The organism is Pseudoalteromonas sp. SR44-5 (assembly GCF_014163675.1).
Taxonomy (GTDB): domain Bacteria; phylum Pseudomonadota; class Gammaproteobacteria; order Enterobacterales; family Alteromonadaceae; genus Pseudoalteromonas; species Pseudoalteromonas rhizosphaerae.
In genome coordinates, this window is sequence record NZ_JACJDT010000010.1 from 75,644 (window position 1) to 91,368 (window position 15,725).

Below are 15,725 nucleotides of genomic sequence, written 5' to 3' on the forward strand. Positions count from 1 at the left end.
TAATTAAACTTCTAGTCAGCTTTAATATTAGCCTTGTGGGCCAAAGCGTTCTTTTAAGTAGGTATCTAAAAAGTTTAGATACGCGTTGGAGGCACTGATACGGTTTTCTTTTTTGCTAAAACCATGACCTTCATCGTCAAATAATACATATTCGACCGGTACGCCATTGGCTTTCACTGCGGCAACTAATTCATCACTTTCTATCTGTAATACGCGCGGATCGTTGGCGCCTTGAATAACCATTAATGGTTTGGTGATATTCTTAGCATGGAATAGCGGTGAGATTGCACGATGACGCTCGCCGTCCGTTGCAGGGTCGCCCATTTCATCGTACAACGCTTTTTTAAAGCTTTCCCACCACGGTGGAATTGAGTTGAGCGTTCTTACCCAGTTGGTGACACCAAAAATATTAATGCCCACTTTGAATTCTTCAGGCTCAAAAGCAAGCGCTGCTGCGGTCATGAAGCCACCGTAGCTGCCACCTATGATACCGATTTTTTCTGCATCGACCCAATCTAAACTTTGTAAGTGCTTTTTACCGTAAACAATGTCTTGTAAGTCGTCGGTGCCGTGTTTTTTATCATCTAAATGAAAAAAGGTTTTACCATAGCCTGAACTGCCACGGTTATTAACCGCAAAAATAGCATAGCCATGATTGACTAAGTGTTGTTGCATTGCACTGTAACCAGTGCGGCTTTGGCCACCTGGACCACCGTGCACCCAAATTAGCGCTGGCACTTTATTATTGCTATTGGCTTGCTTGGGTTTATAAAGTACGCTGGGTATCTCTAAACCGTCAAAGCTTTTAAAGCGCACTATAGTGCTTTCAACTAAATCATTTTGATCTATCTCTTTGCTTAAAGTATTACTTAATTGCTGTGCCTTATCACTACCCACTTGCCAGACAAACAGGTTACTTGGCGAGGTATCTGAATTTAAGTAAAACGCCATGCTTTTTTCATCTGCAGAAAAGTTAACACCACGTAAGTTACCTGTGGGTAACTGAGGCATCGCAATCTCTTGGTCTGACTGGGTATCAATCACCGTGACTTTAGTGCTGGCATCGGCATTGACACCGCTGACTTGATAACGCCCTGATTTAGAAAAATAAATGAAGCTGACATCCCAATTATCTTTTAATACAGGGCTATGCTCCTCTGAGGCCAGCTCATAACGCCACACTTGTGAAAACTCGCCTTTAGCATCCGTTGAGTAGTATAAGTATTTACTATCAACAGAGAAGGTTTCAGGCGTGTATTGAGCTGGTGTATTGTGTTTTGAAATTAGCTGTGGTTTGAGGGTCTTTTTATAGGTATCGAGAATAAATGTGTCGCTGTCTTTATTGGTGTTGTTTTTAGAGAGTGCGATATAGCGGCCATCGGGGCTGATTGCTCCGACATCTAAACCAAGCGTATTTTGATAAACAGGGGTGATTTTATAGGTTTTACTATCAACGCGGTATAAGTCCATAAATTTAGCATCGCGCTGGTTACTAGTAATAAAAAACTCGCTGCCATCTTCTGTAAATCCTGCAAAGCTTGCGCGGGTTTCATCGCCGGGGGTTAAATCTGTTATTGACCCGTCAAGTTCACGGACGTAGACGTGAAAGCGCTCATTGCCGCCAGAATCTTTGGTAAAGAGGACCCTTTCATCATTTGGGAAGTAACGGACAGGGTAGGTGCTATCCTGAAAATTGGTTAAGCGGGTTTTGTTGCCTGTTTTTGCATCTACTTCATACAAGCTGTAAATACCACTTTCATCAGAGCTTACCAGTACTTTATCGCCATTGGGTGAAAAGCTACTGCCCATAATTGCGGTCGTATCAAAGAAGGTTTTAGCATTATAGGTGCTAACTTGCTGAGTTTGCTGCGACTGTACTGTGGTGACGGCTGTTGTTGAGGTTGATTGGCTACAACCGCTCAAGGCAATACTGATTGCACAGGCGAGTGCGGCAAATTGCAATTCTTTGTTCATAGTACATTCCTTGGTTTATTGTTATCTAATCATATTTTTACCGGTTTTAGTGTTGCCCTAACCCTATTTTAACGCAAGTTTTTAGCTGATTTTAACTGCAACAAAGTGTTACAAAGCCTGTATCGTTAAAAATACAGCCTACGTTATAATACTCACTCATATAAAAGGCTCTCTCATATAAAAGGAAAGTGATGATTGAAGTTAGTGGTTTACACAAGCAATTTTCCCAAAACATCCTATATAAAGATTATCGCATCAGCTTTACAGCACCGAGAGTATGTATTGAAGCGCCGAACGGTCAAGGTAAAACCACGCTGCTAATGATGCTTGCTGGACTTGAGCAACCACAAAGTGGACAGATATTATTTGCAGGCAAGGTGTTGTCTGAGCCTTATAAACAGGTAGCAATTGCCAGTGATCGCATCGCGCTGCCTGAGTTTTTAACCGCGAAACAAATTATCAATTTAACGGTTAGCAGTTTAGGCTACGATTGGCCGACAGCGCTTATCAGCGGCTTTAATTTTTCAGATTTTTTAGCGACTCGTTTTGATGCGTTGTCATCGGGTAATCAAAAAAAGTGCCAATTAATTTTAGCGTTAATGCGCGGTGCGCCGTATTTGTTACTAGATGAGCCCAGTACGGCACTTGATCAAGCCAGCATTATATATTTACTTGGTTTACTAGATAATTATTTAGCAGATAAAGCGCATGGGCAAATCATTATCACTTGCCATGAGCCGGCGCCGTTTATCGAGCATGGCTTTGAGTGTGTCCCCTTATGAGCAAGCTAGGTATTAAGCTTGAGATTGCACAATATCGCTCATTTATGCAGTATCGTTATAAGGCCTATAAAATTGAGCTGGCACAACTACTACAGCAACTTAAAAACTTCGGCTTATTATTTTTAGTGGTACTTGGCTCAGCCATGCTTGGAATGATTTTGCTGTTATTTTTAGGTCTGGGCAAAATCATCGACAGCATAGATGCGCCGCAATATGGCGCTCAAATGGCGTGGCTGTATCTATTACTGCAAAGCGTGATGCTCAGTGCAATGAAATCAGCCATTCAAAATAGTCAGCAGCGGCTCTTTCAACGCACTATTGTAAGGTCAAACTGGCTTAAGTTAATGGATATAAAACTATTGCTTTTAAGCAATGGCTGGTTGCTAGCAAGTGCTGTAATTGCGCTGGATTTAAACTATTCACAGTGGCTACGAGCACCCCATTTTGTGCTGTTTATGTTACAGCAGTTTAGCCTCGGTGTACTGTGTTTGTACAAGCCAAGAGCATTAATATATGGCTTAGTATTTACTGCTATTTTAGTCTTGCTACCGATTAATATAGCGCCGTTAGCCTATCACTGTGGCTTTATTATATTATTTGCGCTGAGCATGTTGTTGCCAGCATTTTCGCTGAGCGACCGGTTATCGGTCAATGCATTATCTACTTTTTGGCTGAGCTTTTTTATGCAACATAGCAGGGTACTAGTATGGCGAGTGGCTTTATTGTTGTGTGTATTTATGGCAATCACTACTTTGCTCAATGAGCGTGCTGATTTAGAGGCTATATTTAGTGTGATAGCCGCCGCTTTTATGGTGTTGTTTACCAGCTCACTGCAATTTGATTGTGGCAAGCTACATGATAAGTACCAGCTATTTTTTCAAGCAAATAACCAATCGCGGCTGTTTTTTATCAGCCAATTTATGCCAAGTTGCTTGTTCTTTTTGATAACACTTAGCAGCTATCTGTTGTTTGTCGCTCAAATAGAGTGGCTATTACTGAGCCTGAGTGTTGGCTGGGGTACATTACAATTATATATAGCACAAAAAAACCAGCGCATTATGCGCTGGTTTGGATGATCACAACAGGCGGGCTGTTGGCTGTGTTAACTTAATATGTTAAGCAGCATTCGCCTTTTTTGCCGTGTTATTACGTGCAGCTTTGCCTGCTAATAAATCTGCAGGGTCAAAGTCGTCAACGTTAATAACATCTAAACGTGCTTTTTCAACGCTTGCTAGCTGATCAGCCTCTGCTTGCGTTAAAATACCCGCTTCAAGTCCCATCTGAGCAACTTTATCAAGCTGGAAGAAAGGCAGTTTAACGCCTTTTTCACGACATACCTTATCAAATAAAGGTTCAACAGCTAGCACGTCTTTAAGCGTTTGCTCTTGACGACCAACTAAGTTAAGTGGTTCATTTGTTAAGTATACGTAGCTTGCTAAACGGTTACGTGTTTCGCTAGGTACTTGTAAAATTTGTGCTAATTTATGCTCAAGTTTATCAGTCGGTTTACGAACTGGACGACCGAACGGGAACAACATCAACTTAAGTGCTGCACGAAGCGGAGCTGATGGCATATTGTTAATTAAATCAGCAAGTGCACGTTGGCAGTGGTAAAGGTGATCTTGACAGCTCCATTGTACAAGCGGTAAATCTTCTTTTTTACGGCCTTCATCGTTATAACGTTTCAGCGTTGCAGACACTAAATAAAGGTAACTAAGCAAATCACCTAAACGAGCGGAAATACGCTCTTTACGTTTTAGTGAGCCACCAAATACAGCCATGCTAATGTCAGACATCAATGCAAGTGACGCACTAAAGCGCGACGCAGTACGGTAAAACTCAGCTGTTTCGTCTTTAAATGGTGTAGTTGCAAAACGGGCTCCGGTAAAGCTCATCCACTTAGTACGTACAAGGTTAGACATAGTAAAGCCGATGTGGCCCATTAATGCTTTATCAAATACCGCTAGCGCTTCTTCACGATCTTCGATTGCGCAGGCACCCAATTCAGTCAGTACAAATGGATGGCAGCGAATGGCACCTTGACCGTAAATAATCATATTACGGGTCAAGATATTTGCACCTTCAACAGTGATGGCAATTGGTGCACCTTGATAGCCACGACCTAAATAGTTATTTGGCCCAAGCATAATACCTTTACCGCCGTGAACATCCATTGCATGATTGGTTGAATCACGCATTTGCTCGGTCAAATGGTATTTAATGATTGCCGAAACAACCGATGGCTTTTCGCCTAAATCAACCGCACCAGTTGACATGCTAACAGCCGCATCTGAGCTGTACGCATAACCTGCTAGTTTTGCTAGTGACTCTTCAACACCTTCCATTTGGCCAATAGGTAAACGGAATTGACGACGAATACGGCTGTATGCACCACTTGCAAGTGCAATTGTTTTAATACCACCCGTTGAGTTTGACGGCAATGTAATAGCACGACCAACCGATAAACATTCAACCAGCATGCGCCAGCCTTGGCCGGCCATTTCTGGTCCACCAATAATGTAATCAAGCGGTACGAAAATGTCTTTACCACGAGTAGGACCATTCTGAAATGGTACATTTAGCGGGAAATGACGACGACCAATTTCAACACCTGGCATGTCTGTAGGAATAAGTGCACAAGTAATACCTGGCTCTTTAACATCGCTTAGTAGACCATCTGGGTCTTGTAGTTTAAACGCCAGACCTAATACTGTCGCAACAGGCGCTAGCGTAATATAACGTTTGTTCCATGTTAGGCTAAGACCAATGACTTCTTCGCCTTCCCACATACCTTTACATACCACACCATAATCTGGAATGGCGCTGGCATCAGAGCCTGCTTCTGGTGAAGTTAAGGCAAAGCATGGGATCTCTTGACCACTAGCAAGGCGAGGTAAGTAATGATCTTTTTGTTCTTTAGTACCATAGTGCTGTAACAATTCGCCCGGACCTAATGAATTAGGAACGCCTACAATTGATGAAAGCAGGGTAGATTTACTGGTTAACTTTTGCAGTACACACGATTGTGCAAAGGCAGAAAATTGCAGGCCGCCATATTCTTTTTTAATGATCATGGCAAAGAATTTATTATCTTTTAGGTATTGCCAAACATCTTGTGGTAAATCGGTTAACTCATGAGTTGCTTCCCAGTCGTCCAACATACTACATACCACCTCAACTGGACCATCGATAAAGGCTTGCTCTTCGATTGTCAATTTAGGCATTGGGTATTGGTGTAATTTGTTCCAATCAGGACGGCCGCAAAAAAGATCGGCTTCCCACCATGTTGTACCCGCATCAATGGCTGATTTTTCAGTTTCAGACATAGTTGGAGTAACTTTTTTAAACATGGCAAAAATAGGTTTAATAATATATTGCTGACGAATGCCAGTAACAGACAATGGCACTGCAATGATCAAGAAGATCAACCAGCTAATTGCGCCAAATGCACCTGCAAAGGTACCAATGACAAGTGTTGCGATGGAAACGCCAAGGGCAGTATTCCAGCTCGCTCTGTGGTAACTCGCGATGCTGAGCAGCACGATTAAACCAAGTGTAAATATGAGTGTCATGTATTCAATCCTTAATAGAGGTCAGACCACCTTTAGTTAGAGTAGCGCTAGAGTGAATAATTATCAAGTAGCTTAGTGAAAATATCAGTGACTGTTATTTTGTAATCTGTGCACATCAGCATACGGATAAATGTGTGATTCGTCAGTATGATTTATTTGAGAAAAAATTAAGCTGTTTTCTTGCTTGCCTTGCCCTTGCTTATGTTTAACAATGCCGCTAAGGCCTAAGTTACGGGTTTACGCTTTTTAAAAAGCAGTATTTTAAAAGTATAAAAATTTTTGAAAGGTTAATTTATTTTATGTGTGAGTTGCTTGGCATGTCGGCGAATGTGCCTACAGATATTTGTTTTAGTTTTTCAGGGCTGTTAGAGCGCGGTGGTAACACAGGTCCGCATAAAGATGGCTGGGGCATTACTTTTTATGAAGGGAAGGGGTGTCGTACTTTTAAAGATCCTGAGCCTAGCTGTCAGTCTGAAATTGCCAAGTTAGTAAAGGCCTATCCCATTAAAAGTGTCTCGGTGATTAGCCATATTCGCCAAGGTAATCGTGGCCGTGTCTGTCTTGAAAATACGCATCCTTTTACCCGTGAGTTGTGGGGCAGGGAGCTGACCTACGCGCATAATGGTCAGCTTTCGAATTATCATGATTTAAAACCTGAATATTATCGGCCAGTGGGTAATACCGACAGTGAATTGGCGTTTTGTTGGTTACTCGATCAAATTCGTGAAAAATACCCTAAACGTCCAGCTAATATGGCGTCAGTGTTTCGTTATGCGGCAAAGCTTGCACACACTTTACGTGAAAAAGGTGTGTTTAATATGTTGCTGACTGATGGTGTGTATGTGTTAGCGTATTGTACTAATAATTTGCATTGGATCACCCGCCGTGCGCCGTTCGGTAAGGCTACGTTAATTGATGCAGATATGGTGGTAGATTTTCAACAAGAAACTACGCCAAATGATGTCGTAACGGTGATCGCTACCCGGCCACTGACCAACGATGAGCGTTGGCAAAAAATGGAACCAGGTGAATTTGCGTTGTTTAAAATGGGTGAGTTAATTTAGCCGTCAGTTTTAACGTTTGAACTTAATTAATGTGGTTATAAGCTGAAAAGCCCAAGTTATGATCGTCACACTTGAGCCTTTCGTCTTGCAAGCAATTTATTCCGGTGTTATTTCGTTTTTAACTTCTTCAGGTAATGCAACTGGGCTGGTTACCGTGAACGACTTAAGTTGTACTTCAAATTGTTCTACGCCTTTTTCGCCTTTCCACATCCTAACTAGCATGTAATCCATTTCAGGGGCGAACCATGCAAGCGCTTGGCGTTTATCATTATCATATAAGCGTTTTACTTTGATCGCTTCGATATTACCGATTGGTAAGGAAATAGTCTCTTTACCAACGACTTCAAAGTTATACTCACGACAGTTGCCTTTTTTATCAACTAGCTGGTACGAAAAGCTGGTTTTACCCATTTTTAATTCTTCGCGCACTTGTACTTGATATGAAATTGAGTCTTGAAATTGCTCAGACCACTCACATTCAATGGGGTATTTACTTTCACTGCTGTTTACGATTTTTTTAGTGTGGTCAAATTGCAGTGTATATTCTTTATCCGGGCCTGTGCCTGTGCGGATCATGCTATAACTTACAGGCGTGACTTTTTTGTCGCTGAAAGTAAAATTTGATGTCTCTTTACGTGAATCTGAGAATATCATCCACTCAATATCACTGTGGTAGCTAACTTGGTAACTGTTATCTGCTAGTTTTTTTAATGTGCGGACGCCTTGACCATGGTTTTCGCCTTTGCGCAAAATATCATAGTTAGCTTCAAATTGAGTAAGTTCACCAGCAATTAAACTAGTAGGAAGTAATAAAGTGCCCGCACACAATAGCAAGGCACTTAGTTTTTTATTCTGGGTAGTGCGCGCCGTGTGCAGGAAGTTTTTTTTTGTCAAGAACTGCATAATCTGCTTCCATAGTAAGTCGTTGTTCACTGAACCACTTGACCACCAAAGGGTAAATTATATGCTCTTGTGCATGCACGCGTTTTGCTAATGTGTCAGCAGTATCATCTGCCAGCACGGGTACTTTTGCTTGAAGAATGACAGGACCACCGTCTAATTCTTCAGTAACAAAGTGCACACTTACGCCATGAATGTCATCTTTTGCATCAATTGCTCTTTGGTGGGTATTCAGCCCCTGGTACTTAGGCAACAAAGAAGGATGAATGTTCAACATTTTTCCTTTAAATTTTTGCACTAAGTTAGGAGTAAGAATACGCATAAACCCAGCTAATACAACTAGATTTGGTGCAAAAGAATCAATAACGTTCATTAATTGCGCATCGTAGGCTTCGCGCGAGTCAAAATCTTTATGGCTGAGCACTGCTGTTGCAATGCCCGCTTGCTTTGCTCGCTCAAGGCCATAAGCGTCTGCTTTATTACTAATTACAGCCGCTATGTTTGCATTTATCTCGCCGTTATTACAGGCGTCAATGATGGCTTGTAAATTAGAGCCACTACCTGAAATTAAGACTACTAGACGAGCAGGGGCCATTAATCACGGCCGCCTAGGATTTCTACTTGCTCTTCGCCAGCTTTAGCATCATGGATCTCACCAAGGTGCCAAGCATTTTCGCCAAGCTCTTTTAAGATGCTTAAGCTTTGCTCAAGTTTGTCAGCTGGCACAACCAATACCATACCTACACCACAGTTAAATGTGCGGTACATTTCGTGGGTGGTGATGTTACCGTTTTCTTGTAACCAATTGAAAATACCAGGCCACTGCCAGCTATCACCTTTAACTACTGCTTTTGCAGACTCTGGTAATACGCGTGGGATATTTTCCCAAAAACCGCCGCCAGTAATATGCGAAAGAGCATGAACATCTACTTGCTTGAACAGCTCAAGTAATGGTTTAACGTAAATACGTGTTGGTTCAAGCAGAGTTTCGCCTAATGTTTTACCTTCAAATTCAGCACTTGTATCAGCATTTGATACTTCAAGTACTTTACGAATTAATGAGAAGCCATTTGAATGCGGGCCGCTTGATGCAAGCGCGATTAGTTGATCACCAGCAGCTACTTTTGTGCCATCGATGATATTTGCTTTTTCAACTACGCCAGTACAAAAACCAGCCATGTCGTAATCTTCGCCTTCGTACATACCTGGCATTTCAGCAGTTTCGCCACCAATTAATGCACAACCAGAGATCTCACAGCCTTTACCAATGCCTGTTACTACGTCTGCGGCAGTATCAACATCAAGTTTGCCTGTTGCATAATAATCTAGGAAAAATAATGGCTCAGCACCTTGAACGATAAGGTCATTTACACACATTGCAACTAAATCGATACCTACAGTATCGTGTTTTTTAAGGTCGATAGCTAAGCGTAACTTAGTACCAACACCATCAGTGCCTGCAACAAGTACTGGTTGCTTATAACCAGCTGGGATTTCGCAAAGTGCGCCAAAGCCACCAATTCCGCCCATAACTTCAGGACGACGGGTTTTTTTAACTACGCCTTTAATACGCTCAACAAGTGCGTTACCGGCATCGATATCTACGCCCGCGTCTTTATAACTTAGAGACTGTTTTTGTTCGCTCACAGGATTTCCTCAAAAAAGTTGCATGGTTTTGCATGTGTATGCTTAGAAACGCGCGTATTTTACAACAATTGCAAGGGCGCGGCTAGTTCAAATATGAGTTTACTATTATTGACAAGGACACTTGTCCGTATAATGACACAATAGATTTAGGTAGCAGGTGCTAGGTAGTTCCTAGCACCTAAAACCGAGTTCCTTTAGTATTAAGCCTTTGCAGTCAAAATTGCACGCAACGGCGCTGGGTAACCTTCAATGGTTTTACTAGTATCGTTTGGATCTAAAAAGTCGATCAGGGACTCGTTTTCCATCCAATCTGATTTACGTTGTTCTTCAAGCGTTGTAATAGCGCAGTCTTTCACTTGCACATCTTTAAAACCAACACGTTCCATCCAGAGTTTTAGCGCTGCCGTGCTCGGAATAAACCACACGTTACGCATCTTCGCATAGCGGTCAGTGGGCACTAGTACTGTGTTTTCATCGCCTTCAATGACTAAGGTTTCAAGCACTAATTCACCACCTGGGCGAAGCTGCGCTTTTAATTGTGCTAAAAAGTCGATAGGGGAACGACGATGATAAAGCACACCCATCGAAAACACCGTATCAAAGGCTTTTAACTCAGGCAGGGCTTCAACACCTAGCGGTAATAAATGCACGTTTTCATCTGGGTTAAAGTGTTTGATGGCTTGAAACTGACATAAAAATAAATCAGACGGATCAATGCCAACCACAAACTCAGCGCCTTCACCGCGCATCCGCCATAAGTGATAGCCAGAGCCACAGCCGATGTCTAAAACCGTGCGGCCTTTTAGCGGCTCAATATGCGGTAATAAACGGTCCCACTTCCAATCGCTGCGCCATTCAGTATCAATTTCAATACCGTGTAGGCTGAAAGGGCCTTTACGCCATGGCATCATTCGTTTTAATAAGTGTGTAACTTGTTTTTGTTCGCCGTCGGTCATTTCGCCAGGGGCACCAATTTCAACTTTGTCGATAATATTGACGTGTTTGGTCGCCACTTCAGGCAAGTTTTTTAACACTTTCTGCCATTTTGGTAAATCACCGTGACTGGCCTCTAATTGCCAGTGTTTTAATTGGCTAGGTAGCGTTTCCAGCCAGTGACTTAGCGGGCTTTGTGCGATTGCGGCGTAAAATTGGTTAAACCATTGAGACATTGAATTACTCTTTATATTTGTTACTTGATTGCTACCAGTGAGCAAAAATTAAAACATTGATACCACACTTGGGTTTGGCTAAAGCCAATATCGGTAAGTCGAGAAAGGTGAGCATTTAAAGTATCTGGGCGCATTACATTCTCAATGGCGGTACGTTTTTGGCTAATTTCTAATTCAGAATAACCATTGTGGCGTTTAAAATCGTGGTGCAAGTCAATTAGCAAGTTATCGCATTGCTCGTTCTCGCCTTTGATTTTTTCGCTTAACAGTAATACACCACCGGGTTTTAAATTCGCGTATATTTTTTCAAGCACGGCTTGGCGCTGTGCGGGTGGAATAAACTGTAAAGTAAAGTTCATGGCGACCACTGACGCGTTTTCAATATTTAGCTCATTAATATCACCAAGTGTCACTGTAACAGGTACTTCTGAGCGAAAGCCGTGCAAATGTAATTTACAGCGCTCAACCATGGCTTGTGAATTATCAACGGCAATAATATGGCAATTATCAGTGCGGATATTACGGCGCATGCTTAATGTTACTGCGCCAAGGGAACAGCCCAAATCATAAAGGTTTGAATTGCTTTGCGCGTATTCACCGGCCAATTTACCCATCGTACTAACAATGGTTGCATAACCCGGAACTGAGCGCTGGATCATATCTGGGAAAACTTCTACTACATGTTGGTCAAAGCTAAAGTCTTTAACCGCTTGCTCAGTGGCATAAATGCTGTCTTTTATGTTCACACAAACAGTCTCTTGAAAAATAATAGGGTTATTTTAGCATTTTATGCTGGATAGTCAGTGATAATTTCAGTAGCTTGGCTAGAATAATGAATAACAAGTAGAAAAAGAGAAGTTTATGAGCAAAAGTAAAGTGATCAGCACAGATGATATATTGGCAACCCTTTGTCATTCTGTAACGAGTGTATTGTCATCGGCAAGTGGTAATAGTATTAGCTACTCAGCAATGGTACAAAAAATAACCCGCACCTGTATGCGTCCTGATATCGGTTGTTTTGTGTTATTTGATGGCGGATTTACAGGACTGGTAATTACTAATTTCACCTCGCAAGCGGCGATGGAGATTTATCATGATTACATGCGTAATATGGGGATGCCTGAAGAAGAACTCGCTCACAGTCATTTATCGGACGACGTCTCAAATGTACTCGGTGAATTGATGAACCAAATCGTTGGTGATTTTACTTCAAAGGTACGCGAGCAGTTACATACTTCAATTACCCAAAATCAACCGAAGATGATGGCCATCAATAAGCAAGTACAGATTTCGGTCGATACTACGATGGATAGACCGCAAGCACGGCGCGTGACATTTACCACCAGTAAACAAAATATCTTTTATTTAGAATTAGCAATGGATAAAACTGAGTTTATCAAATTGCACGATTTTGATATTGCTGAAGCTATTGACCCAGATGACATCATTGAAAACGAAGCAAAGCATAAAGCAGAAAAACAAAAAGCTGCTGATGATGCTAAAGCAAGTGATTTAGATGACGACTTTATGGCAGAACTTGGTTTATAAAGCTACCAAGCTTTAAAACTTTAAGCTTTAAATAACACAATAAAAGCGCGAGTTTACCTTGCGCTTTTTGGTTTGTGGGGAGTTGGTTGCTTTAAGGGATTACTGATAAACCTCGTTGCAATATAAGAAGTAAGCAATGTTAGCGATAATGAGTTAAATGTAACTTTCTTATACCTTCAAGAATTAATGTGACGACCGCAAGCAAAATAGCTATGTACGTAAGCCAATCCTTTTGGTTGATAGTCTCGCCTAAAAGAATCGCCACTATTAATAGCAGCACAGGCTCAACATAAACGAGTAAACCAAAAAGGCTTAAATTTAAATAGGGGGCAGATAGGGATTGAAACGAAAGCGCTAGAGCACTAATCCCCCCAAGGCCTACTACTAAATAAAGCAATGTTAAATTTACGGTTAACTCCGTGACAACTTGTCCATTGGCAAAGATAAAATAACAGGCTATAGGAAGGCTCAAAAGCATATCAACCCATGTGCAACCAATGTTATTAGTGTTTGTTTTTTTTCGTAGCCAAAAATAAATAGGGTAACCTATGCATACAACCCAAACCGGCCACAAAAATGATTGAGAAACAATTAATAGATTTAAAATCGCTATGAGAGCAAATAAACATGCTACTTTTTGATGCGGGGTTAAACGCTCTTGAAAAGCAAGCCGTCCGATAATTACCATAGTAATTGGCATGATAAAGTAGCCTAATGAAACCGCTAAACCATATCCATTTACGGGTGCCCACATGAATAGCCATAATTGTACACCAACTAAAAAAGATGAAAGGAGCCGTGTTAGCCAAAAATACTTTTCATATCGCACCCTCGTATATATGCCCAGTACTAGTGGCCAGTAACCTTTTAGTAGAATAAAAACAGTTAAAAATGGCACCGTAAATAAAACCCGCCAACCATATGTTTCTTGACCTTGAAGTTCATTTAACAGTGAAGTGTAAGCAAACATTAGTGCAAAAAGTGCTGATGAAATTATATTTAAAGTAACTCCCAATGAAGTTTTAGTAGAGTTTTGCATAGTCGGTATATAGAAGAGATTAGGTGTGTATATTTTATTTCAATACCATTGATAAATGGGCTCTAAAAAAGTACTGTTTGCGAGAAAATTTATCACCTTGAGATATTATGAAACTAGATCGCTATGACTATGCACTTTTAGAATTAGTCCAGAAAGATTGCCAAACTCCACTTCGAAAACTGGCTGAAGCGGTACATCTATCAACCGCCTCGGTGCAGCGCCGTATCCATAAACTCAGGGAAAATGGTTATATTGTATCAAATGTGGCGATTTTAGACCCAGATAAGCTAAATCAAGTTATCACTATTTTAGTAGAAGTGGAGGTTAACAGGACACATATTTCTGAGCTTGAGCTACTAAAGCAACGTTTTTCAGGTCCTGAAGTGCAGCAATGCTATTATGTTACGGGTGCAGCTGATTTTGTACTGATATTAGTTGTGCCTAATATGCAGCGCTTTCAAGAGATTTGTGATAAGTTTTTTCATGAGAACGATAATATCAAATCATTTAGAACCACCGTTGTACTAGAACGCGTTAAATCGAGTTTAAATGTGCTTTAAATACACTTGTGGTGACAATCAATTATTTTATGATGGAATGATTAATATTTTTGAATAACTGACTCAAAATATTTTTGTTCAGATAGTGGATGAAAATCTGCAATTGCCTAGCGTATAACCCAAGTGGTTTATAAAACCACTTGGGTTATAGCAATTGAGTGTTTAGCGGATAATCATTTGCTCACGCTCAGGGCCTACAGACACCATACTTACAGGTACTCCCATCAGTGCTTCGATGCGTTCTACATAATGCTGCGCTGCAGCAGGCAGACTGTCGAAGGTACGACAACCGGTAATATCTTCATCCCACGCTGGCATGCTTTCATAGATTGGCGTTAAAGCCGCTGTTTGTGGCCAAATAGGGTTTTCGCTGTGATCGCCTGCATAACCAACGCAGATTTTTAAATCTTTCATGCCAGATAGGCAATCAATTTTGGTTAAAGCGATTTCAGTGGCTGCTTGTAATTCAACACCGTTACGGGTGGCAACTGCATCAAAATAACCCATATCACGTGGGCGGCCAGTCACTGCGCCATATTCGTTCGCGCTTTCACGAAAATTGTCTTGCTCTGCCATGGCGGTAACGAGTGTACCTGTACCAACAGATGAGCTAAATGATTTAGCCACAGCGATAACACGCTCAGGGCGCAAAGCTGGCAGCCCGCTGCCAATTCCTGCATAGGCAGCAGTCACGTTTGATGATGTAGTATACGGGTATTCGCCGTAAACTAAATCGCGGCCTGCGCCTAGTTGCGCTTCAAACAATAAGTTGGCATCTTGCTTTTGCAGTGCTTTTAAAGGCTCTGTTACATTACAAATAAATTCACGCCAAGGAGCGCTGACAGCTAATAACCACTCAGTCATTTGTTCAGCTGTTTGTGAAAAATCACAGCTTGGGTAAAGGGCTTTTAGCTGTGGCATTTTCCAATCCAGCATAAATTGAATACGCTCTAATAAAACGTCTGGCTGATTTAACCAGCCAACTAAAATGCCTTTTTTCATTACTCGGTCGCCGTATGCAGGTGCAATTCCTTGACGAGTAGAGCCGTAAGCAGCATCGCCTAAGCGCACTTCTTCGAGGGTATCTTCAAGGGCGTGTAATGGTAAGCATAACGTTGCACGATCAGAAATACATAATTTTACATCAACACCGGCGGCGTTAACTTCGGCTATTTCTTCGCTTAATGCGCCAGGGCTTATCACCATGCCTGGGCCTAGTACTGCAATACAATCAGGATTAAAAATACCGCTTGGTAATTGGTGTAGTTTAAACGTACCAAAGTCATTCACAACGGTATGTCCGGCGTTATTACCACCTTGAAAGCGAATGCTCGCAGATGCGTTCTCAGCTAGAAAATCGACGATACGGCCTTTGCCTTCATCACCCCAGTTTGCACCTACAACAACAATTGACGGCATAGTTTAATCTCCAAATTGATTGAACGAATATGGTATGCGCTCTATTAAAAT

Annotated in this window: 13 protein-coding genes and 1 pseudogene; 5 read left to right on the forward strand and 9 right to left on the reverse strand. The window is 41.5% G+C overall.

Annotation, left to right across the window (positions count from 1 at the left end):
* Nucleotides 1-27: 27 nt before the first annotated feature.
* A complete protein-coding gene (locus tag H5154_RS07935; protein WP_182717954.1) occupies nucleotides 28-1,974 on the reverse strand; it encodes a S9 family peptidase in 1,947 nt (648 codons plus the stop codon).
* 191 nt (nucleotides 1,975-2,165) lie between these two features.
* Between H5154_RS07935 and H5154_RS07940 the strand changes: the two genes are divergently transcribed.
* Together H5154_RS07940 and H5154_RS07945 are read left to right on the forward strand one after the other, a co-directional pair.
* On the forward strand, nucleotides 2,166-2,756 hold the full coding sequence (locus H5154_RS07940) for an ATP-binding cassette domain-containing protein (RefSeq protein ID WP_182717955.1): 591 nt from the start codon (nucleotides 2,166-2,168) through the stop codon (nucleotides 2,754-2,756).
* Nucleotides 2,753-3,867, forward strand: a pseudogene (locus tag H5154_RS07945) (DUF6136 family protein). The gene H5154_RS07940 and the pseudogene H5154_RS07945 overlap by 4 nt, the downstream one beginning before the upstream one ends.
* 4 nt (nucleotides 3,868-3,871) lie before the next feature.
* Here the strand turns inward: H5154_RS07945 and fadE are convergent.
* Nucleotides 3,872-6,328, reverse strand: coding sequence for an acyl-CoA dehydrogenase FadE (gene fadE, locus H5154_RS07950; protein ID WP_149982939.1), 2,457 nt, complete (start codon nucleotides 6,326-6,328; stop codon nucleotides 3,872-3,874).
* A 299-nt stretch (nucleotides 6,329-6,627) separates the two neighbouring features.
* Here fadE and H5154_RS07955 point away from each other — a divergent pair, with 299 nt between their 5' ends.
* On the forward strand, nucleotides 6,628-7,392 hold the full coding sequence (locus tag H5154_RS07955) for a class II glutamine amidotransferase (RefSeq protein WP_149982940.1): 765 nt from the start codon (nucleotides 6,628-6,630) through the stop codon (nucleotides 7,390-7,392).
* A gap of 96 nt (nucleotides 7,393-7,488) precedes the next feature.
* On the opposite strand, the gene H5154_RS07960 is transcribed toward H5154_RS07955, so the two are convergent.
* From H5154_RS07960 to cmoA, 5 genes are all read right to left on the reverse strand, one after another.
* A complete protein-coding gene (locus H5154_RS07960; protein WP_404936182.1) occupies nucleotides 7,489-8,295 on the reverse strand; it encodes a DUF3108 domain-containing protein in 807 nt (268 codons plus the stop codon).
* Nucleotides 8,240-8,887, reverse strand: coding sequence for a phosphoribosylglycinamide formyltransferase (purN, locus tag H5154_RS07965; RefSeq protein ID WP_182717956.1), 648 nt, complete (start codon nucleotides 8,885-8,887; stop codon nucleotides 8,240-8,242). The genes H5154_RS07960 and purN overlap by 56 nt, the downstream gene beginning before the upstream one ends.
* The gene (gene purM / locus H5154_RS07970) at nucleotides 8,887-9,939 is read right to left on the reverse strand and encodes a phosphoribosylformylglycinamidine cyclo-ligase (protein ID WP_145242360.1); all 1,053 of its coding nucleotides are present in this window, start codon (nucleotides 9,937-9,939) and stop codon (nucleotides 8,887-8,889) included. The genes purN and purM overlap by 1 nt, the downstream gene beginning before the upstream one ends.
* A gap of 200 nt (nucleotides 9,940-10,139) precedes the next feature.
* Nucleotides 10,140-11,108, reverse strand: coding sequence for a tRNA 5-methoxyuridine(34)/uridine 5-oxyacetic acid(34) synthase CmoB (gene cmoB / locus H5154_RS07975; protein ID WP_182717957.1), 969 nt, complete (start codon nucleotides 11,106-11,108; stop codon nucleotides 10,140-10,142).
* Between the two features lie 20 nt (nucleotides 11,109-11,128).
* Nucleotides 11,129-11,854: a carboxy-S-adenosyl-L-methionine synthase CmoA gene (gene cmoA, locus H5154_RS07980; RefSeq protein ID WP_145242356.1), complete on the reverse strand. Its 726-nt coding sequence runs from the start codon at nucleotides 11,852-11,854 to the stop codon at nucleotides 11,129-11,131.
* 115 nt (nucleotides 11,855-11,969) lie between these two features.
* Between cmoA and H5154_RS07985 the strand changes: the two genes are divergently transcribed.
* Entirely contained in the window at nucleotides 11,970-12,656 is a 687-nt protein-coding gene (locus tag H5154_RS07985) for a DUF3334 family protein (RefSeq protein ID WP_182717958.1), read from the forward strand.
* 139 nt (nucleotides 12,657-12,795) lie between these two features.
* Here H5154_RS07985 and rarD read toward each other — a convergent pair whose 3' ends face one another.
* Complete coding sequence (rarD, locus tag H5154_RS07990) at nucleotides 12,796-13,695, reverse strand: EamA family transporter RarD (protein WP_182717959.1); 900 nt, start codon at nucleotides 13,693-13,695, stop codon at nucleotides 12,796-12,798.
* Nucleotides 13,696-13,802: 107 nt separating this feature from the next.
* Between rarD and H5154_RS07995 the strand changes: the two genes are divergently transcribed.
* Nucleotides 13,803-14,255, forward strand: coding sequence for an Lrp/AsnC family transcriptional regulator (locus H5154_RS07995; RefSeq protein ID WP_149982944.1), 453 nt, complete (start codon nucleotides 13,803-13,805; stop codon nucleotides 14,253-14,255).
* A 162-nt stretch (nucleotides 14,256-14,417) separates the two neighbouring features.
* Here the strand turns inward: H5154_RS07995 and H5154_RS08000 are convergent, their stop codons facing one another.
* Nucleotides 14,418-15,674, reverse strand: coding sequence for an adenylosuccinate synthase (locus H5154_RS08000; RefSeq protein WP_182717960.1), 1,257 nt, complete (start codon nucleotides 15,672-15,674; stop codon nucleotides 14,418-14,420).
* Nucleotides 15,675-15,725: the final 51 nt, after the last annotated feature.